The 20,668-nt window shown below is 68.0% G+C and carries 28 protein-coding genes; 2 read left to right on the forward strand and 26 right to left on the reverse strand.

Going from position 1 to position 20,668, the window contains the following annotated elements:
- Positions 1 to 16: 16 nt before the first annotated feature.
- From KY661_RS25940 to KY661_RS26065, 26 genes are all read right to left on the reverse strand, one after another.
- On the reverse strand, positions 17 to 235 hold the full coding sequence (locus tag KY661_RS25940) for a hypothetical protein (RefSeq protein WP_075004970.1): 219 nt from the start codon (positions 233 to 235) through the stop codon (positions 17 to 19).
- 124 nt (positions 236 to 359) lie between these two features.
- On the reverse strand, positions 360 to 857 hold the full coding sequence (locus KY661_RS25945; RefSeq protein ID WP_225412781.1) for a tetratricopeptide repeat protein: 498 nt from the start codon (positions 855 to 857) through the stop codon (positions 360 to 362).
- Between the two features lie 87 nt (positions 858 to 944).
- Positions 945 to 2,066, reverse strand: coding sequence for a DUF1521 domain-containing protein (locus KY661_RS25950; protein WP_225412782.1), 1,122 nt, complete (start codon positions 2,064 to 2,066; stop codon positions 945 to 947).
- 301 nt (positions 2,067 to 2,367) lie between these two features.
- Positions 2,368 to 2,586 (reverse strand): hypothetical protein, encoded by a 219-nt coding sequence (locus KY661_RS25955; RefSeq protein ID WP_075004970.1) that lies wholly within the window; start codon positions 2,584 to 2,586, stop codon positions 2,368 to 2,370.
- A gap of 128 nt (positions 2,587 to 2,714) precedes the next feature.
- A complete protein-coding gene (locus tag KY661_RS25960; RefSeq protein WP_225412783.1) occupies positions 2,715 to 3,311 on the reverse strand; it encodes a hypothetical protein in 597 nt (198 codons plus the stop codon).
- Between the two features lie 120 nt (positions 3,312 to 3,431).
- Positions 3,432 to 3,908: a SycD/LcrH family type III secretion system chaperone gene (locus KY661_RS25965; protein ID WP_225412784.1), complete on the reverse strand. Its 477-nt coding sequence runs from the start codon at positions 3,906 to 3,908 to the stop codon at positions 3,432 to 3,434.
- 4 nt (positions 3,909 to 3,912) lie between these two features.
- Entirely contained in the window at positions 3,913 to 4,392 is a 480-nt protein-coding gene (locus tag KY661_RS25970) for a hypothetical protein (protein ID WP_075004967.1), read from the reverse strand.
- 50 nt (positions 4,393 to 4,442) lie between these two features.
- Positions 4,443 to 4,724: an EscU/YscU/HrcU family type III secretion system export apparatus switch protein gene (locus tag KY661_RS25975; RefSeq protein ID WP_225412884.1), complete on the reverse strand. Its 282-nt coding sequence runs from the start codon at positions 4,722 to 4,724 to the stop codon at positions 4,443 to 4,445.
- A 55-nt stretch (positions 4,725 to 4,779) separates the two neighbouring features.
- Positions 4,780 to 5,844 carry a type III secretion system export apparatus subunit SctU gene (sctU, locus tag KY661_RS25980; protein ID WP_225412785.1) on the reverse strand — a complete coding sequence of 355 codons (1,065 nt, stop codon included), beginning with the start codon at positions 5,842 to 5,844 and terminating at the stop codon, positions 4,780 to 4,782.
- A 12-nt stretch (positions 5,845 to 5,856) separates the two neighbouring features.
- Positions 5,857 to 6,678 carry a flagellar biosynthetic protein FliR gene (locus tag KY661_RS25985; RefSeq protein ID WP_225412786.1) on the reverse strand — a complete coding sequence of 274 codons (822 nt, stop codon included), beginning with the start codon at positions 6,676 to 6,678 and terminating at the stop codon, positions 5,857 to 5,859.
- A 7-nt stretch (positions 6,679 to 6,685) separates the two neighbouring features.
- The gene (gene fliQ, locus KY661_RS25990; RefSeq protein WP_075004964.1) at positions 6,686 to 6,952 is read right to left on the reverse strand and encodes a flagellar biosynthesis protein FliQ; all 267 of its coding nucleotides are present in this window, start codon (positions 6,950 to 6,952) and stop codon (positions 6,686 to 6,688) included.
- A 12-nt stretch (positions 6,953 to 6,964) separates the two neighbouring features.
- Complete coding sequence (gene sctR / locus KY661_RS25995; protein ID WP_075004963.1) at positions 6,965 to 7,795, reverse strand: type III secretion system export apparatus subunit SctR; 831 nt, start codon at positions 7,793 to 7,795, stop codon at positions 6,965 to 6,967.
- A gap of 10 nt (positions 7,796 to 7,805) precedes the next feature.
- Positions 7,806 to 8,414, reverse strand: coding sequence for a flagellar biosynthetic protein FliO (locus KY661_RS26000; RefSeq protein WP_398577240.1), 609 nt, complete (start codon positions 8,412 to 8,414; stop codon positions 7,806 to 7,808).
- A gap of 116 nt (positions 8,415 to 8,530) precedes the next feature.
- A complete protein-coding gene (gene sctQ, locus KY661_RS26005; RefSeq protein ID WP_225412788.1) occupies positions 8,531 to 9,856 on the reverse strand; it encodes a type III secretion system cytoplasmic ring protein SctQ in 1,326 nt (441 codons plus the stop codon).
- Positions 9,853 to 10,863 (reverse strand): flagellar hook-length control protein FliK, encoded by a 1,011-nt coding sequence (locus KY661_RS26010; protein ID WP_225412789.1) that lies wholly within the window; start codon positions 10,861 to 10,863, stop codon positions 9,853 to 9,855. The genes sctQ and KY661_RS26010 overlap by 4 nt, the downstream gene beginning before the upstream one ends.
- A 30-nt stretch (positions 10,864 to 10,893) precedes the next feature.
- A complete protein-coding gene (locus KY661_RS26015) occupies positions 10,894 to 11,382 on the reverse strand; it encodes a flagellar assembly protein FliH (RefSeq protein WP_225412790.1) in 489 nt (162 codons plus the stop codon).
- Positions 11,383 to 11,445: 63 nt separating this feature from the next.
- Positions 11,446 to 12,756 (reverse strand): type III secretion system ATPase SctN, encoded by a 1,311-nt coding sequence (gene sctN / locus KY661_RS26020; RefSeq protein ID WP_225412791.1) that lies wholly within the window; start codon positions 12,754 to 12,756, stop codon positions 11,446 to 11,448.
- A gap of 3 nt (positions 12,757 to 12,759) precedes the next feature.
- The gene (locus KY661_RS26025; RefSeq protein ID WP_075004957.1) at positions 12,760 to 13,425 is read right to left on the reverse strand and encodes a FliH/SctL family protein; all 666 of its coding nucleotides are present in this window, start codon (positions 13,423 to 13,425) and stop codon (positions 12,760 to 12,762) included.
- A gap of 24 nt (positions 13,426 to 13,449) precedes the next feature.
- Positions 13,450 to 15,120, reverse strand: coding sequence for a hypothetical protein (locus KY661_RS26030; RefSeq protein ID WP_225412792.1), 1,671 nt, complete (start codon positions 15,118 to 15,120; stop codon positions 13,450 to 13,452).
- Positions 15,121 to 15,173: 53 nt separating this feature from the next.
- Complete coding sequence (locus KY661_RS26035) at positions 15,174 to 15,983, reverse strand: type III secretion protein (RefSeq protein WP_225412793.1); 810 nt, start codon at positions 15,981 to 15,983, stop codon at positions 15,174 to 15,176.
- Between the two features lie 127 nt (positions 15,984 to 16,110).
- Positions 16,111 to 16,596 carry an ATP-dependent helicase HrpB gene (locus tag KY661_RS26040; protein WP_225412794.1) on the reverse strand — a complete coding sequence of 162 codons (486 nt, stop codon included), beginning with the start codon at positions 16,594 to 16,596 and terminating at the stop codon, positions 16,111 to 16,113.
- Positions 16,553 to 17,386 (reverse strand): sigma-70 family RNA polymerase sigma factor, encoded by an 834-nt coding sequence (locus tag KY661_RS26045; RefSeq protein ID WP_225412795.1) that lies wholly within the window; start codon positions 17,384 to 17,386, stop codon positions 16,553 to 16,555. Before KY661_RS26045 ends, KY661_RS26040 begins: the two co-directional genes overlap by 44 nt.
- A 7-nt stretch (positions 17,387 to 17,393) precedes the next feature.
- Positions 17,394 to 17,789 carry a hypothetical protein gene (locus KY661_RS26050; protein ID WP_075004954.1) on the reverse strand — a complete coding sequence of 132 codons (396 nt, stop codon included), beginning with the start codon at positions 17,787 to 17,789 and terminating at the stop codon, positions 17,394 to 17,396.
- Positions 17,790 to 17,819: 30 nt separating this feature from the next.
- The gene (locus KY661_RS26055) at positions 17,820 to 18,254 is read right to left on the reverse strand and encodes a tetratricopeptide repeat protein (protein ID WP_075004953.1); all 435 of its coding nucleotides are present in this window, start codon (positions 18,252 to 18,254) and stop codon (positions 17,820 to 17,822) included.
- A gap of 90 nt (positions 18,255 to 18,344) precedes the next feature.
- Complete coding sequence (locus KY661_RS26060; protein ID WP_075004952.1) at positions 18,345 to 18,911, reverse strand: hypothetical protein; 567 nt, start codon at positions 18,909 to 18,911, stop codon at positions 18,345 to 18,347.
- Between the two features lie 155 nt (positions 18,912 to 19,066).
- Positions 19,067 to 19,348: a hypothetical protein gene (locus KY661_RS26065; RefSeq protein WP_225412796.1), complete on the reverse strand. Its 282-nt coding sequence runs from the start codon at positions 19,346 to 19,348 to the stop codon at positions 19,067 to 19,069.
- A gap of 259 nt (positions 19,349 to 19,607) precedes the next feature.
- Between KY661_RS26065 and KY661_RS26070 the strand changes: the two genes are divergently transcribed.
- The gene (locus KY661_RS26070) at positions 19,608 to 20,261 is read left to right on the forward strand and encodes a hypothetical protein (RefSeq protein ID WP_225412797.1); all 654 of its coding nucleotides are present in this window, start codon (positions 19,608 to 19,610) and stop codon (positions 20,259 to 20,261) included.
- 198 nt (positions 20,262 to 20,459) lie between these two features.
- Entirely contained in the window at positions 20,460 to 20,594 is a 135-nt protein-coding gene (locus tag KY661_RS37360) for a hypothetical protein (protein ID WP_263437367.1), read from the forward strand.
- Positions 20,595 to 20,668 lie beyond the last annotated feature (74 nt).

Raw genomic sequence — 20,668 nt, forward strand, 5'->3', positions numbered from 1 at the left:
ACTTCAGGAGGGTGAATTACCCGCCGATGTTGCGGATGATGCTCATCGACATCTCGTGCATCGCCTTCATCATCTGCGTGATCAGCTGCACCATCTCCTGCATCTTCTGCATCTCCAGCTGCGCCTTCATCTGGCCCTGCATCTCAGGGGGCGCGTTCGCGATCCACTGGTTCTCCGTCGCGGTGTTGCCACGAACTCCGCCAGCCACCTGGTTCACGATTCCGTTGAGCGACATGTGGGTATCCTCTGGTCCTGAAAGGGTTGGAAGGGGGGAAGCAACAACCTGTACACCCTGATTATCGGTCTACCCCCGGCGGAGTTTCCTCCCCTTTTTCAGATTTTTTCGGGGAGGTGCCGCTTCACTTCCCCTCGGCCATCCGCTGGAGCACCATCAGCGTGGCCCGCGCCCGCTTGGTGGTGTCGCGCTCCGCCTTGGGGTCCAGCGCCAGGGCCTTGGTGATGTCCTTGAGCGCCTCGGGCACCTTGCTCTCGCGCAGGTACAGCTCTCCACGGCCCACGAGCGCGTCCACGTTGGCGATGTTCAGCTCGAGGGCGCGCGTGTAGGAGCTCTTCGCCTCATCGAAGCGCTCCAGCCGCGCGTAGGTGGCGGCCAGGTTGCAGTGGAACACGCTGTCGTAGGGCGAGGCCGCGGTCAGGCCCTCGAAGATCTCCAGGGCCTGCGGGAGCTGGCCCGACTTCAACATCCCGTGGCCCAGCGTGGCGATCTTGTAGAGCCGCTCGTTGGAGAGGCCGAGGAACTCACCGGGCGTGATTTCGCCACCGATGAGTTTCTCCGCATCCTCCTGGCTCAGCTCGCGGGTGGTGCTCTTGGCCTTCTCTTGGGTTTTGTCGCTCAAGGGATTCCTCCTGCAGAAATGACGACGGGAGGCAGGCACGCGGCAGCGCACCTACCTCCCCTCGGGAGCTTCAGAACTGGGATGCTATCAGGCCATGAAGTGGTTGCGGTTGGTCTGGATGCCGGTGCTCAGGTTCTGGAACTTGGTGGCCGTGTCCAGCATGCGGCCGATCTGGGCGAACGCCTTCTCCAGCGCGCCCTGACGGCGGTTCAGCCAGGGGCCGCGGCCCGGGGCCTGCGCACCACCGCTCTGCTCGTTGCGCTTGCCGAGCAGGTCGGACAGCTTGGACAGGGACTCGAACACCTTCGACAGCGACTTGAACAGGTCCGCCAGCTGCTCGAACTTGTTCGCCGGGGCCGGCTTGGTCGTCGGGTTGGTAGGGGTCGTCGGGGAGCCAGCGGCCAGGTCCTTGCCGAGCTTGAAGGACTCACCGCCGTTGTTGCTGCCGATGACCTCCTTGCCCTGGAAGGACCAGTCGTCGGACTCCTTGCCCATGACGAACACGTCCTTGCCACCGAAGCTGTTGACGTTGGCGTAGCCGTCCGCCGTCACGGGGCCGGTCTTGCCCTTGCCCTTGTCGATGTCGGTGATCTGCACGCGGTCGTTGCCGGAGATGATGTCCAGGCCACCGGTCACCGTCATGCCGTTGCCGTAGGGCTTGCAGGTGACGTTGATGCGGGTGCCGTCGCCCAGCACGAAGGTGCTGTCACGCTTGAAGTCCCAGGTGCCGCCGTCGCCCTCGGCCACGTGCGGGTCGCCCCAGATCTTCGTCTCCTTGCCGTCCGGACCGGTGATCTTCCAGTCGAACTGGCTGAGGGCCTCGATCTTGTAGCCGCCCGGGGTGGTGACGACGCCCGTCTTGGGGTCCGTCTTCAGGTTGCCCGACGGGTGCGCGGAGTCGCCCGGCACCGGGGAGGACGGGGCGCCGTTGAGCGCCAGGTTGAACACGTCGTTCAGGGACTTGGCGCTCCCACCCCAGTCCAGGGCGTCCGTCTGGGCGCCCGTCGCGGTGTTGGTGGGGGCAGCGGCCGCGGGGGCGGCGGTCTTCGACAGCTGGTCGAGCGTCGAGGCGGCGGTCTTGGCGAACTCACCCAGCGTCGCGACGGCGGTCTTCACCAGCTGCGCATCGGTCGCGCTCAGGCCCGCCTTCAGGCCAGCGCCCCAGGCGTTCACGTTCGGGGTGTTCGCTCCGACAGACTTGGTAGACATGGTTTTTCTCCTTCGGGTTTGGTCAGGTGTGAGCGGGATTCCTCGGGGCATCATGCCCCCCGCGTTTCCGCGGGGCCCCACTCCACCGGAGAGGCTTGAAAGGATTATCGCACGCCCTATTTTCGAGTTTCCACTTCACTCCGAAAATGTGCTGGCTGGTACCCCGAGGAGAGAGCCAGCCTGCGGCCCGGCCATCAGGCGTCAGGACAGACCCCAAGCCCGCAAAGCGGAACCGGCTCCGCCCGAGACCCGAAGGTCCGCGCGAAGCCGGTTTCGACTGCTTCTACTTCAGGAGGGTGAATTACCCGCCGATGTTGCGGATGATGCTCATCGACATCTCGTGCATCGCCTTCATCATCTGCGTGATCAGCTGCACCATCTCCTGCATCTTCTGCATCTCCAGCTGCGCCTTCATCTGGCCCTGCATCTCAGGGGGCGCGTTCGCGATCCACTGGTTCTCCGTCGCGGTGTTGCCACGAACTCCGCCGGCCACCTGGTTCACGATTCCGTTCAGCGACATGGGGGTATCCTCGAACTTTCGAAAGGGTGTTTGGAAGAAAAGCACCTGCTATGCACTGATTATCGGCGGACCCCGGCGGGAGTTTCCTCCCCTTTTTCAGGATCATTTCCGGCCTCAGGCCACGGGCCTCAGCCCTTCACGTTGCCGACGTTCGGATTCTTCATCCACGTCTTGAAGGACTCGAGCTTCTGCTGCTCGGACTTCTCCGGGGCGTTCGCGGGCGGCGGCGGCGCGGCCTCCGGGTTGATCTGCAGCGAGCGCTTCGCGGAGCCCTCGAAGCCGTCCTTGATGCCGCCTCCGGCCGAGGCCGGGGCCGCCATCGGGGCCGGAGCCGCCGCCGGGGCGCTCACCTGGGTCTCCACCAACCCGGCGGGAACCGGGGGCGCGCCCGGGGGCAGCTGCATCTGGCCGGTGAAGCCGAAGGCCACCAGGCGCTTCTGCATGAACTCCACGCACTGCATGATGATCGCCGGGGGCGGCAGCACGGGGTCCTTCATGAACCGCTCGAACGCGGACTTCACGTCCCCGTAGATCTGAATGTCGAACGGTGCGCCCGGCCGGGTGTGCGCCATCAGCTCGTGCAGCTTGCGCAGCACCGCCTGGGCAGTCCCCGTGGCCGCCTTGGCCTGCTTCTCCAGTTCGGGCAACAGGCGATCGCGCTCTGCGGCCAGCTCAGGAGGCTCGGGGGGAAAGGCGGGAGCCGCCGGATTCTTTGCGTTCGACATCGATGGATCCTCTTCTGGGGAAGACGGGGGTTACTCGCTACAAGTCGGATAGAATGTTACCAAGAACAGGTATTCTTGGATCAAGGGGCACCGGGCGGTAACCCCCCCGAGCGGCCTGAATCACCGCCTGGACAGCGTGGACACCATGGCGGCGGCCTTGCGCCCCACGGGATCCTCCTCGGGCACGAGTGACGCGGCGCGGCGCAGGTCCTCCACCGCCTGGGCCTTCTGGCCCAGGGTCAGCTTCACCTCGGCCCGGCCCACGTAGGCCTGGGCATCGTTCGGCGACAGCTTGATGGCCACATCGTAGGCGGCCAGGGCCCCCTGGGCGTTGCCCGAGGCCAGCTCCACCACGCCCAGCGCCTTGGCGAAGTAGGAGTCCGCCGGGTTGATGGCGTACAGCCCCTGGAAGAGCGTGCGCGCCTCGTTCAGGCGCCCCTGGTAGAAGAAGAAGTAGGCCGTCTTGGCGATGGCGTAGAGCTCTTCGTCCGTGTAGCCCCGCACGTCGCGCAGGGTGGCCTTGCCATCCGCCCAGCGCTGCAGCGCCGCGACGAGCTTCGCCTCTTCCTGCGGGCTGTTGGAATCCGGTGCGGCCATGCGGCTAGTACCCCTGGTCCTTCTGCTCCTCGCGCATGCGGCGGTAGATTTCCTCCACCTCGGAGTGGACCTGGCCCACCAGGGTCAGCATCTGCGACTCGCGCTGGAGCAGCGCCTTGAGCCGCTCCAGGCGCTCCGGGGGCGCGTTGATGCGGCTGAGCCCCCGCTCGAGCATCCGGCGCTGGTCCGTCTCGCCCCGCCCGGACACCGTCTCCAGGTGCGGCCGGTCCGTGAACCCCTCCAGGGGCGCGTCATTGCCCCGGGGGCTGGGCGGCGTCGGCAGCCGCATCTCCTCCGAGGAGTGCGCCGGACCGATGAAGTCCAGCAGGGCCGCCGAGGCCAGGGCGGGGTTTTTCGGGTTTCCGGCTTTTTTCGCCTTCCGCCGGTCGACCTGCGAGGTATCAACGAGCCGCTCGCGGACCGAGCGAGGGCCTCCCCAGGGCCAGAGGGGCGCTTTTGGAGGTTGATTGTTGATTTTAGCCATGGTGCGGACCCCACCTCACTCCAGAAAGGGACTTGCCGTCCAGTCCCCGCTCAACGCTTCCCGCCTGCCTGCTGTTCCTGCTGCAGTGCGTAGATGAAGTTGAGGACCTCGGCCACCGCGTCATAGAGCTCCTCCGGCACTTCCTGGCCCACGTCCACGCGGTACAGGGCGTTGGCCAGCGGCAGGTTCTTCATGAGGGGGATGTTGTACTGCTTGGCGATCTCCCGGATCTTCTCCGCCTTGAGCCGCATGCCCTTGGCCACCACGCGCGGCGCGGAGTCCTTGTTCTGATCGTACTTCAGCGCGATCGCGATCTCGGGCTCGTCATTCATGCCTGGCATGCCTGGCTCCGGGGAGGGTTCGGGATGATACCGGATTTCCGGGGGCTCACGAGGGGGCCCCCGCCGCCCCGGTCTTCAGCCCGTAGACGAAGTTGAGGACCTCGGCCACCGCGTCGTACAGCTCCTCGGGGATGTCCTGGCCCACCTCCACGCGCAGGAGCGCGTGCGCCAGCGGCACGTTGCGCAGCATGGGCACGTCCGACTCGCGGGCAATCGCCTTGATGCGCTCGGCCTTGAAGTCGATGCCCTTGGCGAGCACCCGGGGGGCCGCGTCCTTGTCCCGGTCGTACTGGAGGGCCACCGCCACGTGGTCGGGGTTGGTGACGATGACGTCGGCGTCCTTGACGGCCTCCATCTGCGCCCCCTCCATGATTTCCTGGTGCATCTGCTTGCGGTGCGCCTTGTGGTGCGGGTCGCCTTCGCTCTCCTTGTACTCCTTCTTGACGTCGTCCTTCGACATCATCATTTCCTTCATGAAGGCCTTGCGCTGCCACCAGATGTCGAAAATGGAGAAGAGCAGGAAGACGAGCGCCACGCGCGTGCAGACCCGGTAGACCATCTCGCCCATCACCGCGAGCAGCCCGTGGGTGTCCATGCGCACCGTCTGGAGCAGCATGTCGAGCATGTCCCGCACGACGCCGAAGACCACGTAGCCCGCGACGCCGATCTTCACCAGGTTCTTGATCATCTCCACCAAGGTCTTCTTGGAGAACATGTTCTTGATGCCCTGGATGGGATTGAGCTTCTCGAGCTTGGGAATCAGCGGGTCCATGGTGAAGAGCGCCCCCACCTGGAGGAACTCCACCAGCCCCGCGATGATGGCGCCGCCGGCCACCACCGGCAGCGTGAGGAACAGCGTCGTGTGCACCGCCATCGTCATGGCGTTGGATGTGGCGCGCGCCAGCTCGTCCGGCTGGGAGATGTACTGGAAGGTGAAGAGGAAGAGCGCCTTCAGCTCCTCGACAATCGTCTCCCACATGCCCTTCACGGCGCCCAGGCCCACGAGGAAGACGAAGACGCCCGTCAGGTCCTTGCTCTTCCAGACCTGGCCCTTCTTCCGGGCGTCATCGAGCTTCTTTTGACTCGGTTCCTCTGTTTTCTCGTCGGACATGACGGCTCGGAATCAGGCCAGCAGGTGCACGGCGCGGTTGAGGAGCTCCAGCATGCGGATGAACTCCGCCTGGAACCGTCCGAGGAGCATGCCCATCGCGAGCGCCGCGATGAGCACCGACACCATGGGCTTGATGGCCATGGCGATGAAGAAGACCTGGAGGTTGGGCGCCACGCGGTTGACGGCGCCCATGGCCAGGTCCGTGAGGAACGCGGAGAGCATCTGCGGGGCCGCCAGCGACAGGCTGATGGCCAGCAGGTTGGCGAACGCACGGCTCACCACGTCGAAGAAGGCCCACGTGCCCCGGCTGAACTTTGGAAAGCTGTCGAGCGGGACGATGGCGAAGCTGTCCGCCAGCGCCGAGATGACGATGTGGTGCCCATCCAGCGTGAGGAACAGCACCACGGACAGCTGCACCTTGAGGCTGGAGAAGAGCGAGACTTGCTGCCCCAATTGGGGCACGTAGAGCTGGGCGTTGTTACTGCCCGCCATGGTGTCCACCAGGGTGCCCGCCACGCGCGCCGCATCGAAGATGATGTTGACGATGAACGCCAGCGAGACGCCGATGAACACCTCCTTGAGCAAGAGCGCGATGTAGGGCAGCGCGCTGGTGGGCAGCGCCCCCATCCGGTCCGCCACCGAGGGGAAGAGCACCAGCGACAGGGTGACGCCCACGCCCATGCGCACCTCGGTCGGCACCACCTCGCCGCCGAGGAACGGCGAGAAGATGAGCACGGGCATGATGCGGCACATCAGCAGCCCTATCGTGAAGATCATCAGCGATAGGTTCGACTGCTCAATGAGCCGCGTGAAGGCTTCCTGGACGTTGTTCATCCGCGGTTCACCCGTTGATGAGGGCCGGGAACCGGTCGAAGACGTGGAAGGTGAAGCGCAGGAGCTGGTGGCCAATCCACGGCCCCGCCATGGCCAGCACGATGAAGACGATGACGACCTTGGGGGCGAACGTCAGCGTCTGCTCTTGAATCTGCGTGGTGGCCTGGAACAGGGCGATGATGAAGCCCACGATGAGGCTGATGAGCACCGGCGGCGCCGAGACGATGAGCACCAGGAACAGGGCCTGCTGGGTGATGACGGACAGTTGGTGCATGGAAGGCGTCTCCTACAGGTAGCCGACGACCAGGCCCTTGGCGATGAGGTACCAGCCGTCCACCAGCACGAACAAGAGCAGCTTGAACGGCATGGAGATGGTGGTGGGCGACAGCATGTGCATGCCCAGCGCCAGGAGGATGTTGGCCACCACCATGTCGATGACGATGAAGGGCACGAAGAGCAGGAAGCCTATCTGGAAGGCCTCCTTCAATTCGGACACCACGAAGGCCGGGATGATGATCATGAAGTCCCGGTCCCCGATGTCCTTGCGGTCCTCCGCCTTGCGCATCTTCTTGGCGAGGTGGAAGAACAGGGCCCGGTCCTTGTTCTTCACCTTCTTCACCAGGAACTCGCGCAGCGGCTCCTTCGAGCGGTCCGCGGCCTCCAGCAGCGTGCCCACCGTCTCCGAGGACAGGAGGCTCGGCCCCTTGGCCCAGATGTCCACCTTGGCCGCCTTGTACATCTCCTGCCCCACCGGGGCCATGATGTAGACGGTGAGGATGACGGCCAGGCCGGTGATGACCTGCGTGGGCGGAATCTGCTGGGTGCCCAGCGCCGAGCGGACGATGGAGAGCACCACCGAGATTTTCACGAAGCTCGTCACCATCATCAGCATGAACGGCACGAGCGACAGGGCCGCCAGCGCCAGGATGAGGATGAGCGGCCGCGAGGCGAACGACTCGTTGCTCGTGGCGGCCTGGACGACGCTGTCGGGGATGTCGTCCCCGCCCCCTCGGCGGCGCTGCGCCAGCGCCACCGCCGGCTGAAGCGCGACCGTGGTGGCGAAGAGCCAGGGGATGATTCGAGACGACAGGAGCGGTCGGACGGACAAAGGTCTCACGGGGCAGTCTTCAGGAACGCGGCGGCGTGGAGCCGGTGCGGCGGGAGAGGAGCTTCTGAAGGAAGGGGCTCAAGGGGATGGCGGGCGCCGGCGGACGCTCGGCGCGGATGCGCTCGACCGCCTCGGTATCGAGCTTGGACAGGAGCTGAAGGCCCCCCTCCCCGCCCCCCACCAGGAGGTATTCGTCCGCCGCCTTCAACACGAAGAGCGTCCGGCGCTGGTCCAACGGCAGGCGCTCCAGGACCGCGATGACGGAGGGGCGCCCCACCGGCACGCCCTGCAGCCCCATCAACCGCCGCAGCCCCACGTTGAGCGTCAGGTAGATGGAGGCCACCACCGCGGCCAGCAGCAGCAGCGTGCGCACCAGCGTCCAGCCCATGCTCTCGGGCTCCTCGGGGGCGGCCTCGGCGGCGAACGGATCCGGCAGCTCGCTTCCCGCCGTGGGCGCGGAGGCCGCCGGCGCCGCGGGCGCGGCCGGAGGGGGCTGGGCCACCGGGGCCGCGGCCTCCGGAGGGAGGGCCGTGGGCGCGGGGGCCGACGGGGGTGGCGAGGAGACCGCCTGCGCCGCGGCGAGCGACGGCGCGATCAACAACCAGCCACAGGCCACGAGGGGGCGCACGTTCGAACCAAGGAAAACCGCCATGAATGGACCGAAGGCTAGTCCATTCGGAGGCGGGACCGCCATGGCCGCCCTTGGATTCGGGCGGTGCCTCCTTGCCCGCCCTCCCGCCAAGGCTACCCGGCCAGGGAGAGCACCCGGACGCCGAGCTGGCCCTCCACCTCCACCAGCTCGCCCCGGGCCACCACCTTGCCGTTGACCGACAGCTCCACGGGCTCCCCGGCGGAGCGGTGCAGCTCGATGACGTGGCCCACCCGCAGGGCCACCACCTCGTCCGCGGAGACGGCGACCCGGGCCAGCTCCACGGCGATCTGCAAGGGGATGTCGGCCAGCAGGTCGCTGCCCTCTGGCTTGTTCATCGTGTCCACGGACTGTCCTTCCGACTCCGGAGACCCGCCGGTCTCGGACTGGGTAAACCCGTCTTCCCCCTCGGGCGGAGGGACGGCGCGCTGGAAAGCCGGCTCGCCAATGACGATGGAGGTGACGCGCGCCTTGTACTGGCCGTCCTCCAGAAACACTTCCGCTTCCACCCGGGAGCTGCCCGCGCCCAGGCGCAGCACCGCGGTGCCCTCCTCGCCCCGGTCCGGCCGGGCCGTGAGCGCATCCAGCAGCACCACGTCCTTGACGCGGATGTAGGCCAGGTCCTCGCTGGCGATCTCCGCCTGGCCGATCTCCGCGCGCATCCAGGAGCGCACCGTGGAGAGCATCCACTGGTTCTGCTGGAGGTCCGCGTTCAGCCGGGAGCGCCGCTCCGCGGCGGCCTGCCCCAGCTCGGCCGCGCCCACCACGGCGGCGGGAATCACCAGGCGCACCAGCCCCGTGTGGGGGCCAAGCGAGGCGTTCAGGTGGACGACCACCATCCGGTCATCGTCTCCCAGCCGCGACGCCACGTCCTCCACCCCGCGGGCCACCGTCTCCAGCCGCAGCTTGGGCAGGGCCGGATCCAGCGCGGGCGCCAGCGCCTTGAGGGCCTCGAGGACGACGAAGCTCATCACGCCCTCCTCGATGTCCGTCAGGGGCCTGAGGCCCACCGTCTCCCCCACCCCGCCCAGCAGCATGTCCACCAGGTTGTGGGCCAGGGGCAGCTCCACCTCCAGCACCACCCGTTCCTTGAGGGCGCCCGGGGCGAGCACCCCCAGGAAGGATGGATCCCCCAGGTAGCGCTGCAGCTCCAGGAAGGGGCGCACCTGCACGGACACCAGGTTCACCCGGGCCTCGGCGTCGAACAGCGCCTTGAGCCGGGCGTACAGGGGCTCGGCCGCGCTCGCGGGCGGCAACATCCGTTGAACCTGCAGCGAGAGCCCGGCCTGTTCGCGGTTCACCCGCTCCAGGTTCCGGAAGCTGAAGGGCTTCCAGGACTTGGCCGGCGGACGGATCTGGCGCAAGTCCACCAGCATCGTCCGGTCGTAGGTTCCGGGCTCATCATCCCGGCTGAGACTCATGCGCGGACCTCGAAGCGCAGATCCTCAAGCTTCAGGCCCCGGCTCGTCAGCGCGCTCTTCAGGCCTTCCTTCTGCTCTTCGATCATCTTGAGCACGTCACGGTCGCTGCCGCTGAAGACGGCTTGAATCTTGCCGTTCTTCGCCGACAGCTTGATGGACAGGCCGCTGAGCACGTTGCTGCGCAGGTCGATCTGGAACTCCGCCACGCCCGCGCCGTTGGTGCCCACCCGCGCCCGCTCGACAATCTTCTGGGCGATCTCGTTGGCCACGGCGCGCATCCGCTCCGAGCCCGTGTTGGGCTTGGGCTTGGCCACCGGCACCGGGGCCATCAGCGCCGGGTTGAAGCGGAAGCCCGCCGCGGCGGCCGCATCCCCTCCGCCCTCCTTCTTGTCCTTGCCGCCGCCGCCCTGGCCTCCGCCCGCGTCCGCGTCCGCCTTGAGCGAGCCCTTCTGCCCGGAGCGCCCCTCGCTGCGCGACAGCGAGCTCTTCTCGTCCGCCTCGGAGTCGCTCTCGGCCTTGCCCTCGGTGTGGCGCGCCTCGGTGCGGGCCTCGGAGACGCCCTCGTCGTGCCTGCGGCTGGCGCTCGCCGCGCCGCCCTGGGACGACTCCGTCTGCCGGCCCTCGGCCGTCTGCCGGGCCTCGCCGGTCTGGCCCTGGAGCACGCGCTCGTCGAGCGCCTTCGCGTCCTGGCGGCCCTGGGCGCGCGTGGTGTCCTGGCGCAGCCCGGACTGCTGGGCCTGGGTGCCCTCCTGCTGGCGCACTTCCGCCCCGGCCTCCTTCGTGCCCGACTCCTTCAGGAGCCGGGCGAGCGTGGCCTGGGCGAAGGTCTGCTTCGTCTCCTGCTTCTGCTGGGTCTGTCCCTTGTCCGTCTGGGACTGCTGGACCAGCTTCGAGAAGGCCGTCTCCCCGTCCTTGCGCTGCTTGCCCTTGGCCTCGGCCAGCTGCCGCTCCTGGATGAGGCGCTGGGCAATCCGCTCTGCGTCGCGATCGTCTTCGACTCGGCTCATCTCTTCACACCCGGAAAGGAGGAGGCCAGATTACTTGCGCTGGCGGGCCAGGAACAAGGCACTGCCGATTTCTTCCTGGGTCAGTTCCTCGCGCTGCTGCCGCTCGTACTTGATCTGCTTCTGCCAGTTCTCCTTGTGCTTCTCGATGGCCTTGAGCTCCTTGGCGGCCTCCGCCATCTGGGCCCGGCGCTGCTCCACGGTGCGCTCGGCCACCTTCACCACCTCGCGCTGGCGCTCGATGTCGAGCGCCACCTGGGCCTCCTCGTCCTTCAAGCGCTGCTCGAAGCGGGCCATCATGTTCATGCCGTTGATGCCGGCACCCTTGGCCATCACCTCGTTGAGGTAGGCCATGACCTTCGCCTTGCGCTCGGCCTTGCGGCGCGCGAGCTCGTCCTCCAGGCGCTTGAGCTCCACCTTCTCCTTTTCCAGCGCCTTGATGGCCGCGGAGAAGGCCTGCTCCGCCTCCTCCTTGGCGCGGGCACGCATCTCCAGGAGGGTCTCTAACCGGTACGGGGGCATGGGGCGCCCATCCTAACCCGGAAAACCCCGCCCGGAAACCCAGCCCGGAAACCCGGGCCCGCCTCAGTCCTCGAAGAGGGCCAGGAGCCCGTTGACGGTCTCCTCGTAGGTGGAGTTCGAGTGGGTGTCCTGCTTGAGGTACTCGATGATGGCGTCGTACTTGTCGATGGCGTAGTCCGTCCGGGGGTCCGTGCCGTACTGGTAGGCGCCCAGGAGGATCAGGTCTCGCTGCTTCTCGTACGTGGAGAGCGTCTCGCGCAGCTTGCCGGCCGCCTTCTTGTGTTCCTTGGCGACAATCCCGCTCATCACACGGGAGAGGCTGGCCAGCACGTCCATGGCGGGCCACTGGTTGCGCTCGCCCAGGGCACGGTTGAGGATGAAGTGACCGTCGAGAATACCGCGGACCTCGTCGGCGATGGGCTCTTCCATGTCGCCACCGGCCACCAGGCACGTGTAGATGGCGGTGCACTTGCCCTTGGCCGAGTTGCCCGTGCGCTCCAGGATGCGCGGCAGCATGGAGAACACGCTGGGCGGGTAGCCCTGGCGGGCCGGGGGCTCGCCCACGGCCAGGCCGATTTCACGCTGGGCGCGCGCCAGACGCGTCACCGTGTCCAGCATGAACATCACGTTGCCGCCGCGCTCCCGGAAGTACTCCGCGATGGCGGTGGCCACGTAGGCGGCCTTCAGACGCACGAGGCTGGGCTGGTCCGAGGTGGCGCACACCACCACGGAGCGCTTGAGGCCCTCCTCGCCGAGCGCGTCCTCGATGAACTCGCGCACCTCGCGGCCACGCTCGCCGATCAGCGCGATGACGTTCAGCTCCGCCTTGGTGTTGCGGGCAATCTGCCCCATGAGCGTGGACTTACCGACGCCGGAGCCTGCGAAGAGGCCCACGCGCTGGCCCTCGCCCACCGTCAGCAGGCCGTCGATGCAGCGCACCCCCAGGGGCAGCGGGTGCTCGATGCGCATGCGCGTGAAGGGGTCCGGGCAGTCCCGGTCCACCGACCAGTCGATGAGGTCATCCGGCAGGGGCTTGCCGTCGAGCGGCTCGCCGGTGCCCCCGAGCACGCGGCCCAGGAGCCCCTCCCCGCACTTGATGGTGAGCGGCTTGCCGGTGGGAATCACCTCGCTGTCCGGACCGATGCCGTACAGCTCGCCCAGCGGCATGAGCATCACCTCATCGCCCTGGAAGCCCACCACCTCCGCCTTCACCTTCCCGCGGATGCGGCTGTTGATGTAGACGACTTCGCCCACGCGCACGTTGGGCACGCTGGCCTTGATGACGAGGCCCGTCAGCTCGGTGACGCGCCCCCGCACCCGGACGAGCGACGCGTCCTTCAGCAGCGCGTAGTAGCGCGATAAGTCGATCGCCATGGGCTAGGCCGGTCCTTCCGTCTTGGAGAGGTCGGGCAGCAGCACGTTCTGGAGCATCTCGAACTGGGTGGGCAGCTGCGCGTCCACCGTGCCGAACTCCGTCTGGACGATGCAGCCCACGGGCGCCACGTCCGCGTCCTCGCGGATGGCCAGGTCCACCGCGCGGCCGATGAGCTCGATCAGCTCGGGCTTGCGCGCCCGCAGCACCTGCGCCGTCTTCGGGTGCACCCGGAGCACCATGGCGCGCGCGCTGCGCAGCTGCTCGATGGCCGAGGCGCACATGTCCACCAGCAGCTCCGGCTGGCGCTCGATGTCCCGGCCGATGATTTTCTCGGCGATGCGGCACGCCAGGGCGATGACGTCCTTCTCCTGGCCCGCGAGCATCTCCCCGGCCTGCATCTTGGCGCGCAGGAGCAGCTCCGTCGCCTGGGCCAAGCCCTCCTGGCGCCCCTGCTCGCGCGCCTTGGCCAGCACGTCCTCGCGCTCGCGCTGCGCCTCCGCGAGGATGCGCTCCTTCTCGCGCTGCGCTTCCTCCAGGATGCCCTGGGCGGACTGACGCGCCTCGAAGACGTCGGCGTTCATCACGCCCGCGCGCGAGGGACGCGGCGCGGACCGCTCAGGGACGGGGTCCGGCGTCACGTCGCCTTTGATTACCTTGCCGATCGCCATGAACCGCTCCTTGTCCCCCGGATGCTAGCGCGATCCGCCGCGAGGTCCACGCCCGGAATTCCCAGGAGGCGGGGAAGACGGGGGACGGCGCGGGAGGCTCCTTCCCTCGCCTGGTGAGCCCTCCGCCGAGCGCGGCGCCGCCGAGGGCTTGCCCGACAACACCCGCGGAGGCCGCTCCGGCTCCTCGGAGGCCACCGCCCGCATCCCGGTCCGGCTGACGCTGCGGATGCTGGGCGAGCTGATGACGCGGGAGCCTTCCGGATCCGAGCCGCTGGCGCGCTCCGTGGCCCGAGGGGGAACCCGCGCGGGCGGCACCTCCCGGCGGGGAACGCCCGGGGCCCCGGCGCGGGGCGAGGGAACCCGGGAGCTCGCGCGCGGAGGGCCCGAGGCCCCGGCGCTGCTCCGGGCCACGCCCCGCTCCGCCTCGCGCGGTGGGGCAGGCGGGGCGGCCCCGGGCTCCCGGCGCACACCCGCCGCATCCCGGGTTCCCGGAGCGACGACGCGCGACGGCTCACGGGCCGAGGAGAGCGCTCCGGCGCGCCGGGCGGCCCGCTCCGCCATCGGGTCCCTGCGCACCGCGTCATCGCCGGTGTTGGAGGCCACCGCGCCCGCGCGGCGGGCCTCGCGCTCGGCCATCGGGTCCCTGCGGGAGGGGGCGGCGGAGGACGGCGGCGGCGGGGCGCTCGGGCGGGGCGCGGCCTGCGGGGCGGCGCGGCCCGGCGGCGGGTTCAGCACGGGGCGCGGCGGGGTGAGCCGCACGGGGCGCTCGATGAGCCCCCGGACCGCCAGCCGCTCCATGTCCGCCAGGATGTCCGCGCGGCCCCCATCCGTGGTGCGGGAGCTGGGCTTGGAGCGCTCGTCCCGGACCCACTTCGCCAGCTGGCTGCCGAAATCGCCCCGGTGCCGCTCCAGCATGCGCGCGGCGAACTCCGCCGACTGCGCCACGCACGCGCGCGCCAGACGCTGCACGCCCGCGCTGCGGATGGCGCCGGAGAGGTTGTTCAGCCCGTCATGCACGGCGAGCTGCTCCTGGGCTTCCTCCTCGGGCAGCTTGCGTGGGGCATTGGCGGCAATGGACTTGGTGGCGAGCTGCTTCTGATCTGGCGGCAGGGCCGCGATGAGCCCCTCGCGCACCGCCTCGGGAAGTCCCGCCATCGCGGGCCCGAGCACCCGGGCACCCAGCCGGTCACACACGGTGAGCAGCTCGCGGGGCTGCAGCAGCAGCACATCGGTGAACTTCAGGCTCGCCTGGGGCCCCGCGGTGCGCGCCAGCCCCTCCTCCAGCTTCCACCGGACGATGTCGAGGATCTGCGGGCGCACCTCGCGCGTCAGCTTCACCGGCCGCTGCGGGACATGGGCGCGCATCGCGTCGGCGAGCCCCGAGGGCAGCGCGCGCAGCACCACCTCCACCAGCGCCCCGCGCTCACGCCGCAAGAGCTGGGCGAGCCGCTCCGGGTCCGCGCTCCACAGCTGGCCGCGCCGGTCCTTCACCAGCCGCTTGAGCTCCTGCACCAGCAAGGGGATCCGCTTCTCGCGGGGAATCTGCATGATTCCCTGCGCGCGGTGCCCGAGCAGTTCGGCCTGCTCCTGGGAGAGGTGCTCCAGCGCCGCCACGCCCTCCTGGCCGCCAAAGGTGATGGCGGTCAGGAGCAGCATGGTCTGGCGCTTGTTGAGCGAGGTGAAGAATTGATCCAACGGTCACCTGGCGAGCCTGGGGCTCGGGGCGGGGGTGCGCTCCAGAATCAGGGTCAGGCCTGCGGCGGACGCGGGCGGGCCGCGCGCACCGACGCGTTGCTGGAGCCGCCTCCGCGCATGAAGACCCAGGCCGCCAGGCCGACGATGGCCAGCACGAACAGGGAGACGACGCCGATGAGCACGCGGAACTGGCTGGCGCTCGCCGCCGTCATCCGCATGCCGAACACGTCCTGGAGCCGGCTCTCGGGGCTGGTCTCCGCCGAGGCCGACACGGAGGGCGTCAGCAGCACGGTGACCGCCTCGGGCTTGAGCTCCTGCACCGCGGAGGCGACGAACTGCTTCACCTGCGGCTCCTCCACGGGCGCCTTGCCCTCCACCGAGGGGCGGTAGCGGATCATCACCGAGGCGGAGGGCATCGGCTTGTTCTCCGGCTGGGTGAGATCATTGTTCTCGGGGATGTTGACGATGACGTTGGACTCCAGCACGCCGTCGATCTTGTTGAGCGCGTTGGACACCTCGCCCGCGATGGCCTTGAGCATCATCGCGCGCTCCTCCGCGGCGGTGGGCACCATGCTGCCCTTGGCGAAGTGGTTGAAGCCCTTCTCCATGGGGCGCGGCAGGGAGTTGGCCCGCAGCAGCTCCGCCGCCTGGGCCGCGTCCGCCTTGGGCACCTGGATGGAGAATTGGACGTCCTGGCCTTCCCCCTCCTTCAGCTTGACGGCGTTGATGCCGTTCTTGCTGAGCAGGACGTAGATCTCGTTGGCATCCTGCTCCGTCAGGCCGTGCTGAAGATCAATGGAACAGCCCGTGACGAAGAGCAGGGCCACCAGGGGAAGGACGCGCGCGTGCGAAAGGTGATTCATGTGCGGCACCTAGCTTAGCGGTGAGGCCGCCGCGTTCCAACAGGGCCCCGGAAAACAGGAAGGGCGACCCCTCCTGCGAGGAATCGCCCTTCATGCGAAGCGCTGGGACGGCCAGCAGCCAGGGAGGCTACACCTGGGTCTTGACGACGTCCTTCAGGCCGCTGGTGGCCTTCTCGACGACCTTGCTCGTCAGGTCCAGCTCCTGGGTGTACTTGTACATGGAGGCCTGGAGCGACAGCAGCTCGCCGTTGGAGAACTGCTTGCCGGAGGAGCCCTGGGCGATGAGCTTCTCCAGGTTGAGCTGGCCCTTCTCCAGCGAGCTGACGACGCTGGACATCATGTTGCCGGCCTTGGAGGTCTCCGCCTTCGCGGTGACGGGCTCGGCGGCGCGCGAGGTGAGCTGCTCGCTGGTGGCGCCATTCACCTTGTTCAGGGCCGCCTTCTCCGTCTTGTTGACGGTCTCCACCTGGCGCACCTGGTCCGCGCGCTGGGTGGCCTGAGCGGCCTGGGCCTTCTGCGCGGCCTGGACGCCCTGGACCTGCTCGGCGCCACCGGCCGCCTGGCTCTTGTTAGCGAGGACCCCGTCGAACTTCGAGGCTCCCTGCTTGTTCACCTGCTGCGCGCCCTGATCCTGCAGCTTCTGCTGAGCGATCTGCGCGGCCGAGACGCCCGCCATTGGACCCGCCATGTGACTGCCTCCTTGTATCGTCGGAAGAGGCAGGTGCCTCTTCGTCATCCAGAATCTCTTTGAGCCGCTCGATGGCCCGCGCATGCAGCCGCGACGCCCAGCTCTTCGACTGACCGATCTCCGAGCCCGCCTCTTCCAGCGTACGGCCCTGGAAGTAATACCCCTGCAACAGCTGGCGCTCCTTGTCCGGGAGCTTGTCGATCGCCGCCCTCACCCGCCGCTTCAACTGCTCCATCTCCAGCCGCTGGTCTGCCGGCAGGGACTCGTCCGAGTACCCCGCGCTGTCGGCGCCATCCAGGCTGGTGGCGAACACCATCGCCAGCCCCGCGACCGCGTTGGAGATGTCATTGACATCATCGTCGAATGACCCCCCGCGGTTGCCTCCGCCCTGCTCGCGATCCGAAAGATTTCCCAGGTACGCCGCGGCGCGCTCGCCCACGAACGCCGAGCGGGCGTCCCCGCCGCGCAAGATGCCCATTTTCCTCAGCCCGTCGAAGATCGCACCTTTGATGCGATAGTGGGCAAAGGTAAGGAAGTTGGCCCCGACCTTGGGATCGAACCGGTCGGCGGCCTCGAGCAGGCCAATCTGGCCGTAGGAGACCAGCTCGTCGAGCTCCAGCTGGGCGTTGAACTGCTTGCGGACGGTGGCCGCCAGCGACCTCACATATGGGCCGTACTTTTCGAGGATCGCCTTCTTGTCGTCGCCGAACCCCAAGCGCCGCTCACTCGGCCTTCGACCACAGCCGCTCGAGAACCTGGTTCAGCCGCGGATCCTCCTGGAGCGCATCTGCGATCTTGCTCGAAAGCGTGGAGGACTTCATGTGGAGCTTCTCCTTGAGAACCTCGGCGACGAGCTGCTTGGTCGCCTCTTCCTTGTTCTTGAAGCCCCCGTTCTTGAGCTGCTTGGCGATGGCCATGGCCTGGGAGGCAATGGGGTCCGCAGCCTGGGTTCCCTGAACATTGGAAGAGCCTACCAGACCCGATGGGCCCACGAGCGACTCGGTCTTGTCGACCTTGCCCCCGAAGCTGGCTCCGCCCGCCGGTGCCTTGCCGGAGGCACCCTTCGCCCCACCGGCCCGGCCCTTACCGCCCCCTCGTCCGACTCCACCGACAGACATCGCCCGTCCTCCTCGTATGCTTGCGGACCGCTACTTCTTGGCAGGCGGGAGAATCCCCGCTTCCTTCGCATCCATCAGGGCCTGCGCGAGCCGGGCCCCGTCGCTGTCCGGCTCCAGATCCATGGCCGCCTTGAGCTCCTTCACGGCCTCCGGCACCTTGCCCATGAACAGTAGCGCTTCTCCGGCGTGCGCGCGCGGCAGGGCCGACTGAGGCGCCAACCTCTGGGCTGCCCGGTAGGCCTGCAAGGCCTTGTCGTGGCGCCCCTGCGCGAACTCCAGCGCCCCGAGCGCCAGCTGGGGCACCTCGCTCTTGGGCATCAGCGTGGCGGCGCCCGCGAAGACGTCCTTGGCCTTGTCGAACTTGCCCATGTCCATCCAGACATAGCCGGACTCCAGCAGGACCATCGCCTGCTGCTTGGCAAGGGGAACCAGACTGCCCGAGATCTCCGACGCAGACTCCGCCATGAACGTCCTTCTCCTTGGTCAGGCCCAGAAGACAAGAGGGCGGCACAACGGCCGCCCTCCCGAGATCCGACCCGATATTGCCGCCAGAGTCTAGCGGATGTTGCCGATCGAGTTCTTGGCCGACTCGTGGCGCGACTTCAGCACGTTGGAGATGGCCTGGTAGCGCTGCTGCTCGTTCTGCATCTGGGTCTGGAGCTTCAGCAGTTCCTTCTGCTGGGTGAACATGCTGGAGAGCTCACCGTTGAACTCGCTGCCCACGCTGCCGGAGGAGCCGCCCAGGTAGTTCGGGCCGCCCGTGGTCGCCGTGCCCGGGATGCCCACGCCGCCAGTGCCCACCGTGGTGTTCACGGAAGGAACGCCGCCGGTGACGCCGCCCGGCGCCCCACCCGTCACGCCGCCGGGAACCGCGCCCGCGTACGGGGTGCCCGCGGAGCCGGTGGCGCCCGAGGCGAAGGTGTTCACCGAGGAGACCGCGGCGGACACGATGCCCCCGCCCGGAATCATGCTGGTGGCCATGCCGACGCCGCTGGACACCGCGCCCGCCGCCGCGTTCAGGCCCGCCTGCACGCGGTGACCGAACTCGTTGTTCGGGGTCTGCTTGTTCACCGTCAGGTTGGTGGACATCCGGGGACCCATCATGTTGCCGTCAATCTTCATTTTTCCTCCAGGACGCGAATCAAAGAAAGGGGTAGAGCCCGGCCAGTCCGACGCTCACACAAAGGATTATCGGTGAATCGGCGCCGGGGTTGCCTCACCCCGGACGGTTTGTGGCCACCGCCCGGAAAGGCCAGGAAATCCAGACGGTTGCCGCGCTAGCGGCGACCCTTGGAGCCCTGCGCCTCGGCGATCAGGCGCTCGCGGGTTTCCAGCAGCAGGCCCAGCAATTCCTCGGCGCTGGCCAGGGCCGTCTGGACCTTCTTGCCCTGCTCGGCCTTGGGGCCCTTGAGGGTGGTGAGCTCCTCCTTGATGGGCGAGAAGAAGGACTGCACTTCCTCGGCGGACGCCCGCTCGATGAACCCCTCGATGGCCGGGTAGGTGGGGGTGGGAAGCGGCTCTTGCGCGGGGGCGGTCTGCGGCTTGGAAGGAGGAGGCATCGTGAGAAAGGTCTCCTGACAGGGCGCCCACCAGACGGCAGGCGCGAAAGGACACCGCCACGCTAGGTGAAAACCCCCTCTGGACTCAAGCCACCGGAAAACCCGGGCAACGGGGGCTCCAAGCGACGGCCGTCCAGCAAGCGTGCACGCGAGGCGGGCCGCCCGGGCCTGTCGTCTTCCCCGGCCGCCCCTAGGTTTTTCTCAGCGGGGGGCTTTTCTTTGCCCTCGCCTCCATCCCCCCACCCACAGGAGAGAGACCATGACCCGGAAATTGATTGGACTGTTTGCATCCATGGCGCTGATGGGCTCGAGCGCGGCCCTGGCGGGTGACACCTGGAAGAAGGGCGAGGCGGCAGGCCGCGAGCAGGAGAGCATCGGCGCGGTGGGCCGTGACTCGGACACCGCCCTGCCGGAGGTGGGCTCGCAGGAGGATGCCATCGGCGGCTCGGGCCAGAGCGGCATGAGCCAGGAGCTGACGGGGCGCGTGGTGAAGATCGACCGCAAGACCGTGTGGATCGAACACGCCGGCGCCGTCATCCCCCTGAAGATCGACAAGAGCACGCAGTTCACCGGCACCGGGCAGAAGCGGGCCAGCGACTTCAAGGAAGGCGCTGAGATTCGCGCCAGCTTCTCGGTGAACAAGACGGACAACGTCGCCACGAGCATCGGCCTGGCGAGCGAGGGCACCGGTGGCAGCGGCGAGGTGCAGTTCCCCGCGCAGGACACAGGCGCGCTGCCCCCCGCCCCCATTCAAGAGGGCACCAGTGAGGGCACCACCTCCGAGGACCCCCTGAATGGCACCGGCGGCAGCGGCAGCACCCTGACGCCTCCGGACATCAGCGAGGACGGAACCAGCTCCGACCTGGGCACGGACATCGGCGTCAATCAAGGTAGTCGCAACGGCAACTACTGAGAGGAATGGACGGACGGCACAGCGGACGTTGACGCGCTGGGCCGAAAGAGGAGATAGATGCCCGGTTCATCTGGGGAGGTGCTCGCCAGGGCACCTCCCTCCCTCTGGACTCTTGGCGCTATGAATGCAGGTGGACCCAATAAGACGGCGCGCCGTTTCCAGGACGCTTCCGGTGAGCGCCTGCCGTCCGAAAGTGGCATGAGCCCGCGGCTCCCCCCTCCTCCTGCGGAGTTCCCCTACCGAGGACGGTCCTGCATCGCCTGGTCGGCCATGCCGCTGCGCCCGCCGCCGCTCCGCCGGCGCATCCACGCGCACGGCCTCCTCAAGTTCTGAGGCCCCCTTCTCCCCTGTCGCGGTGAGCAAGGAGGCGGACGGGCCACCCCCTCCCTTCCCGTGTTCATCCCGTT

The sequence above is a fragment of the Allostigmatella hybrida genome (assembly GCF_020103775.1).
Lineage (GTDB): Bacteria > Myxococcota > Myxococcia > Myxococcales > Myxococcaceae > Hyalangium > Hyalangium aurantiaca.

Excerpts from the sequence above, each read along its gene's own strand:
- KY661_RS25940 (WP_075004970.1), bottom strand. The coding sequence starts at position 235 with ATGTCGCTCAACGGAATCGTGAACCAGGTGGCTGGCGGAGTTCGTGGC.
- KY661_RS25950 (WP_225412782.1), bottom strand. The coding sequence starts at position 2,066 with ATGTCTACCAAGTCTGTCGGAGCGAACACCCCGAACGTGAACGCCTGG.
- KY661_RS25955 (WP_075004970.1), bottom strand. The coding sequence starts at position 2,586 with ATGTCGCTGAACGGAATCGTGAACCAGGTGGCCGGCGGAGTTCGTGGC.
- KY661_RS25960 (WP_225412783.1), bottom strand. The coding sequence starts at position 3,311 with ATGTCGAACGCAAAGAATCCGGCGGCTCCCGCCTTTCCCCCCGAGCCT.
- KY661_RS25965 (WP_225412784.1), bottom strand. The coding sequence starts at position 3,908 with ATGGCCGCACCGGATTCCAACAGCCCGCAGGAAGAGGCGAAGCTCGTC.
- KY661_RS25970 (WP_075004967.1), bottom strand. The coding sequence starts at position 4,392 with ATGGCTAAAATCAACAATCAACCTCCAAAAGCGCCCCTCTGGCCCTGG.
- KY661_RS25975 (WP_225412884.1), bottom strand. The coding sequence starts at position 4,724 with ATGAATGACGAGCCCGAGATCGCGATCGCGCTGAAGTACGATCAGAAC.
- sctU (WP_225412785.1), bottom strand. The coding sequence starts at position 5,844 with ATGTCCGACGAGAAAACAGAGGAACCGAGTCAAAAGAAGCTCGATGAC.
- KY661_RS25985 (WP_225412786.1), bottom strand. The coding sequence starts at position 6,678 with ATGAACAACGTCCAGGAAGCCTTCACGCGGCTCATTGAGCAGTCGAAC.
- fliQ (WP_075004964.1), bottom strand. The coding sequence starts at position 6,952 with ATGCACCAACTGTCCGTCATCACCCAGCAGGCCCTGTTCCTGGTGCTC.
- sctQ (WP_225412788.1), bottom strand. The coding sequence starts at position 9,856 with ATGAGTCTCAGCCGGGATGATGAGCCCGGAACCTACGACCGGACGATG.
- KY661_RS26010 (WP_225412789.1), bottom strand. The coding sequence starts at position 10,863 with ATGAGCCGAGTCGAAGACGATCGCGACGCAGAGCGGATTGCCCAGCGC.
- KY661_RS26015 (WP_225412790.1), bottom strand. The coding sequence starts at position 11,382 with ATGCCCCCGTACCGGTTAGAGACCCTCCTGGAGATGCGTGCCCGCGCC.
- sctN (WP_225412791.1), bottom strand. The coding sequence starts at position 12,756 with ATGGCGATCGACTTATCGCGCTACTACGCGCTGCTGAAGGACGCGTCG.
- KY661_RS26025 (WP_075004957.1), bottom strand. The coding sequence starts at position 13,425 with ATGGCGATCGGCAAGGTAATCAAAGGCGACGTGACGCCGGACCCCGTC.
- KY661_RS26035 (WP_225412793.1), bottom strand. The coding sequence starts at position 15,983 with ATGAATCACCTTTCGCACGCGCGCGTCCTTCCCCTGGTGGCCCTGCTC.
- KY661_RS26050 (WP_075004954.1), bottom strand. The coding sequence starts at position 17,789 with ATGTCTGTCGGTGGAGTCGGACGAGGGGGCGGTAAGGGCCGGGCCGGT.
- KY661_RS26055 (WP_075004953.1), bottom strand. The coding sequence starts at position 18,254 with ATGGCGGAGTCTGCGTCGGAGATCTCGGGCAGTCTGGTTCCCCTTGCC.
- KY661_RS26060 (WP_075004952.1), bottom strand. The coding sequence starts at position 18,911 with ATGAAGATTGACGGCAACATGATGGGTCCCCGGATGTCCACCAACCTG.
- KY661_RS26065 (WP_225412796.1), bottom strand. The coding sequence starts at position 19,348 with ATGCCTCCTCCTTCCAAGCCGCAGACCGCCCCCGCGCAAGAGCCGCTT.
- KY661_RS26070 (WP_225412797.1), top strand. The coding sequence starts at position 19,608 with ATGACCCGGAAATTGATTGGACTGTTTGCATCCATGGCGCTGATGGGC.
- KY661_RS37360 (WP_263437367.1), top strand. The coding sequence starts at position 20,460 with ATGAGCCCGCGGCTCCCCCCTCCTCCTGCGGAGTTCCCCTACCGAGGA.